The 4773-nt window shown below is 41.3% G+C and carries 4 protein-coding genes; 1 reads left to right on the top strand and 3 read right to left on the bottom strand.

All coding sequences use genetic code 11. The features are described from left to right. Positions 1-209 precede the first annotated feature (209 nt). On the top strand, positions 210-1400 hold the full coding sequence (locus HT723_RS01210; RefSeq protein WP_172934464.1) for a ferric reductase-like transmembrane domain-containing protein: 1191 nt from the start codon (positions 210-212) through the stop codon (positions 1398-1400). 320 nt (positions 1401-1720) lie between these two features. On the opposite strand, the gene HT723_RS01205 is transcribed toward HT723_RS01210, so the two are convergent. From HT723_RS01205 to vncR, 3 genes are all read right to left on the bottom strand, one after another. Beyond that, the gene (locus HT723_RS01205; RefSeq protein WP_001019001.1) at positions 1721-2602 is read right to left on the bottom strand and encodes a class II fructose-bisphosphate aldolase; all 882 of its coding nucleotides are present in this window, start codon (positions 2600-2602) and stop codon (positions 1721-1723) included. 140 nt (positions 2603-2742) lie between these two features. Beyond that, entirely contained in the window at positions 2743-4071 is a 1329-nt protein-coding gene (gene vncS, locus HT723_RS01200) for a sensor histidine kinase VncS (protein WP_001254965.1), read from the bottom strand. Then, positions 4068-4724, bottom strand: coding sequence for a response regulator transcription factor VncR (gene vncR / locus HT723_RS01195; protein ID WP_000697964.1), 657 nt, complete (start codon positions 4722-4724; stop codon positions 4068-4070). The genes vncS and vncR overlap by 4 nt, the downstream gene beginning before the upstream one ends. Positions 4725-4773 lie beyond the last annotated feature (49 nt).

Here is a 4773-nt window from a genome sequence, read left to right as displayed (position 1 = left end):
AAAACGGTGTTTTGAGCAGCCTGCGGGCTAGCTTCCTAGTTTGCTCTTTGATTTTCATTGAGTATAAACAGCCACTCTCCAGTTCAATTGGAGAGTTTTTTATAAGAACAGAGATTTACACACCTAGATTTGACACCATACATTTTCTATGATAAAATGTAACAAATTCATTTACAACAAATCGAAATCTAAATGAAATGGAATTTTCTATGAAATCAATCAAAGGACTACTCTTTATCATAGCTAGTTTTATCTTGACTCTTTTGACTTGGATGAACACTTCTCCCCAATTCATGATTCCAGGACTAGCTTTAACAAGCCTATCTCTGACTTTTATCCTAGCCACTCGTCTCCCACTACTAGAAAGCTGGTTTCACGGTTTGGAGAAGGTCTACACCGTCCACAAATTCACAGCCTTTCTCTCAATCATCCTACTAATCTTTCATAACTTTAGTATGGGCGGTTTGTGGGGCTCTCGCTTAGCTGCTCAGTTTGGTAATCTTGCCATCTATATCTTTGCCAGCATCATCCTTGTCGCCTATTTAGGCAAATACATCCAATACGAAGCTTGGCGATGGATTCACCGCCTGGTTTACCTAGCCTATATTTTAGGACTCTTTCACATCTACATGATAATGGGCAATCGTCTCCTTACATTTAATCTTCTAAGTTTTCTTGTTGGTAGCTATGCCCTTTTAGGCTTACTAGCTGGTTTTTATATCATTTTTCTATATCAAAAGATTTCCTTCCCCTATCTAGGGAAAATTACCCATCTCAAACGCTTAAATCACGATACTAGAGAAATTCAAATCCATCTTAGCAGACCTTTCAACTATCAATCAGGACAATTTGCCTTTCTAAAGATTTTCCAAGAAGGCTTTGAAAGTGCTCCGCATCCCTTTTCTATCTCAGGAGGTCATGGCCAAACTCTTTACTTTACTGTTAAAAATTCAGGCGACCATACCAAGAATATCTATGACAATCTTCAAGCCGGCAGCAAAGTAACCCTAGACAGAGCTTACGGACACATGATCATAGAAGAAGGACGAGAAAATCAGGTTTGGATTGCTGGAGGTATTGGGATCACCCCCTTCATCTCTTACATCCGTGAACATCCTATTTTAGATAAACAGGTTCACTTCTACTATAGCTTCCGTGGAGATGAAAATGCAGTCTACCTAGATTTACTCCATGACTATGCTCAGAAAAATCCTAATTTTGAACTCCATCTAGTAGACAGTAGGAAAGACGGCTATCTTAATTTTGAGCAAGAAGAAGTGCCCGAACAGGCAACCGTCTATATGTGTGGTCCCCTTTCTATGATGAAGACACTTGCCAAACAGATTAAGAAACAAAATCCAAAAGCAGAGCTTATTTACGAAGGATTCAAGTTCAAATAAGTACTCATACTCTCCTGGGATTCCCCAGGAGAGTTTTTTATAGCCAAATGAAATAAGACCAGAGCGATGAAATTTTGGAATTCAAATCAATTGATAAGAATGTTTTATAGTGGAATGAAATAGGATACGAACAAATTGATTAGGAAAATCAAATGAATTTATAGAAATATTTTAGCAGTTATATTGTCCTGTTCTAGTTTCAAAACGCTATAGAAGCAGCATTGTGCTAGTCTAGATTCAGTTTACTATACTAAAACGAGTAGCTTGAAATCAAAAAACCCACCCTCACAGGCAGGTTTTATCTGTATTATTCAGCTAGATTATGCTTTACCTTCTGAACCGAATACGTCGATACGTTCTTCAACCGATGCTTGGATAGCTTTTACACCGTCAGCCAAGAATTTACGTGGGTCGAAGAGTTTTTTCTTATCGTATTCTGCTTCGTTTGCTTCGTAGTCACGAGCAAATTTACGAGTTGCGTTAGCGAATGCGATTTGGCATTCTGTGTTAACGTTAACTTTGGCAACACCAAGTTTGATAGCTGCTTGGATTTGCTCATCAGGAATACCTGAACCACCGTGCAATACGATTGGGAATCCTGGAAGAGCTTCTGTCAATTTTTGCAAGTGGTCAAGGTCAAGACCTTCCCAGTTTGCTGGGTAAGGACCGTGGATGTTACCGATACCAGCTGCCAAGAAGTCGATACCAGTTTCAACCATTGCTTTAGCGTCTTCGATTGGAGCCAATTCACCTTTACCGATGATTCCGTCTTCTTCACCACCGATAGTACCAACTTCAGCTTCTACTGAGATACCTTTAGCGTGTGCTTTTTCAACAACTTCTTTAGCCAATTTAAGGTTTTCTTCAACTGGAAGGTGTGAACCGTCAAACATGATTGAAGTGTAACCAACTTCGATACACTCAAGTGCATCTTCGTAGTGGCCGTGGTCAAGGTGGATAGCTACTGGTACAGTGATACCCATTGATTCAACAAGGTTAGCGATCAAGTTGCGAGCAACTTTGTAACCACCCATGTATTTAGCAGCACCCATTGAAGTTTGGATCAAAACTGGAGCTTTTTTAGCTTCTGCTGCGCGCAAGATAGCTTGAGTCCACTCAAGGTTGTTTGTGTTAAATCCACCAACTGCATAACCGTTGTCACGAGCTGCTTGGACAAATTTTTCTGCTGAAACGATTGCCATTTTATCAGGCCTCCTGTATATTTTTATGGGTCACCCCATTTACATTGTTCATTTTATCACTTTTTGACAAAAAAATCTAGTTTTTCCCGTAGTTTCGATTTAATTTCTTCTAGCTTCATCCATGTAAACCCTTTCTATCTCTAGTCTTGGGCGACTTTTGGAAAAGCTATGAAGAAGGTTAAACGATTCTCCTCCATCTCGAAATGATAAGCTAATTTTTCATGTTCCAATAGACTCTTGACCACAAAGAGTCCCATCCCAGGCCCTTTGGGCTTGCGACTAGCATTATCAGAAAAAGACTGGGCTAGTTTTTCTTGTTCTTCTGAGCTACAGCTATTCTCGATAAAGAGTTCCCCTTCTCTTTCTCCAATGCCAACCAAGCCACCTGGAACAGAGTGCTTGATGGCATTGCTGATGAGATTAGAAAGAATCAACTTCATAACTGATGGGTTTAGATAAGCCTGCTGATGGGTCAAACTATTGTCAATCTGGAGCTCTCTTTCCTTGGCGAGCAAGGCATAATCCTTAACCAGACTTTGTGTCATCTGGAGGAGGTCAATTTCTTCCCTATCATCTCGCAACTCCTGCACAGAAGAGAGGGAAAGTATCTGCAGAACATGGTGATTGAGTTCATCCACAATCCCCAAGGCAACTCCCAGATACTGGTCTCTATCCTTATAACGACCGATATTCTCTTTCATGTTTTCGATCAGGATTTTCAAACTAGCCAGCGGTGTTTTCAGTTCATGAGAAGCCCCTCGTAGGAATTCGACCTTCATCTTCTCCAGCTGGAGAATGGCTTCATTCTTGTCATGCAAGTCTGCAATGACAGTCAAAAGATGCTGGTAGAGGCTATTGATTTGTTCCTTGAGATCACCAATCTCATCCCTAGAATCCACGCGCAATCGCACTTGGGAATCCAGTTCCATCATTCTACGAGTCACCCGTTTGATTTCCAAGATCGGGGCAACAATGGTCCGAGCATAGATGTAGGCCACCAAGAGGGAAATTAGAAAGGATGCCAGCAAGGTATAGGGAAGAAATTGGAGACTGATTTGCTCTGCTTCCTTTTGCAAATCCATAGAAACCAGAAACTGGAGAGTCATGGTGCTACCATCTTGCGTTGTCACCTCACGCTCCTCAATAAAGAGAGAGGTGGTCTGACGGTCCGTATCCAGAGGAATGCTGTCCTTGACTTCTAACTTGTCCTCTGTCATCTCGCCCTTAACGCCCCCCTTGATATCACTAGTCTGGGAATACAGCTCTAACACTTGCTCGATGCTCTGCCTATCCTTTCCTTCTAGGGACTTGGCAATAGCTGTCGCTTTCTGGCCAATGGTTTCCTGACGATGACTCAGATAAGTCGAGGGAAATAGAAAATAAATAGCTAAATGAAGGCAGATAACCAGAACACTAAATATCGAGAAGGTATAGATAAATATCTTTGTAAATAAACCTGTTCGTCTCATTTTCGCTCCAATTTATAACCAACATTGCGCACAGTGAGGATGCAGTCCAAGTCTAGCTTTTTCCGCAATTCCTTGATATAAACATCAATGACACGGTCAAAGGGAACCTCATCTGTCGCTTTCCAGACGGCATCGATTATCTGAGACCGAGTCAAGGCCCGGCCTTCATTTTTCACCAGATAGTCCAGAATTTCCAACTCTTTGGCATTGATAAGCACTTCTTGACCTGCTAGACTGGCACTGTAGCTCTCAAAATCCACCCTGGCATCTTTATAAGAGAAGATTCGTCCTGTATCGTAGTATCTCTTGAAAATTGCATCCACCCTCACTTTTAAGAGGGAGAGGGAGAAGGGCTTTTCCAGATAGCCATCTGCCAGAGAAGCAAAGGCACTCATCTTGTATTCCTCATCCTGAAAGGCGGTCAGCATCAAGACAGGAACCTGACTGGTTTTACGAATCTCAGCTAGGACTTCTAGACCATTGAGCTTGGGCATCTGGATATCTAGTAAAATCAAGGCTACTTCATAGCTGGAAAATTTTTCTAAGGCTTCTTGCCCATCTGCAGCCTCAAGGGTTTCATAGCCACAATCCGTCAAATAATCACTGACCCCCTCACGGATCATCTCTTCATCTTCTACAATTAAAATTTTCATACTTTAACTGCTCTCTATTTTTTATTTTTCTTATACTCAATAAAAATCA

The sequence above is a fragment of the Streptococcus sp. 2106 genome, from assembly GCF_013277315.1.
In the GTDB taxonomy this organism is placed as follows: domain Bacteria; phylum Bacillota; class Bacilli; order Lactobacillales; family Streptococcaceae; genus Streptococcus; species Streptococcus pseudopneumoniae.
The sequence above is the reverse complement of the archived record's forward strand: the minus strand, read 5'-3'. Positions and strand labels throughout refer to the sequence as shown.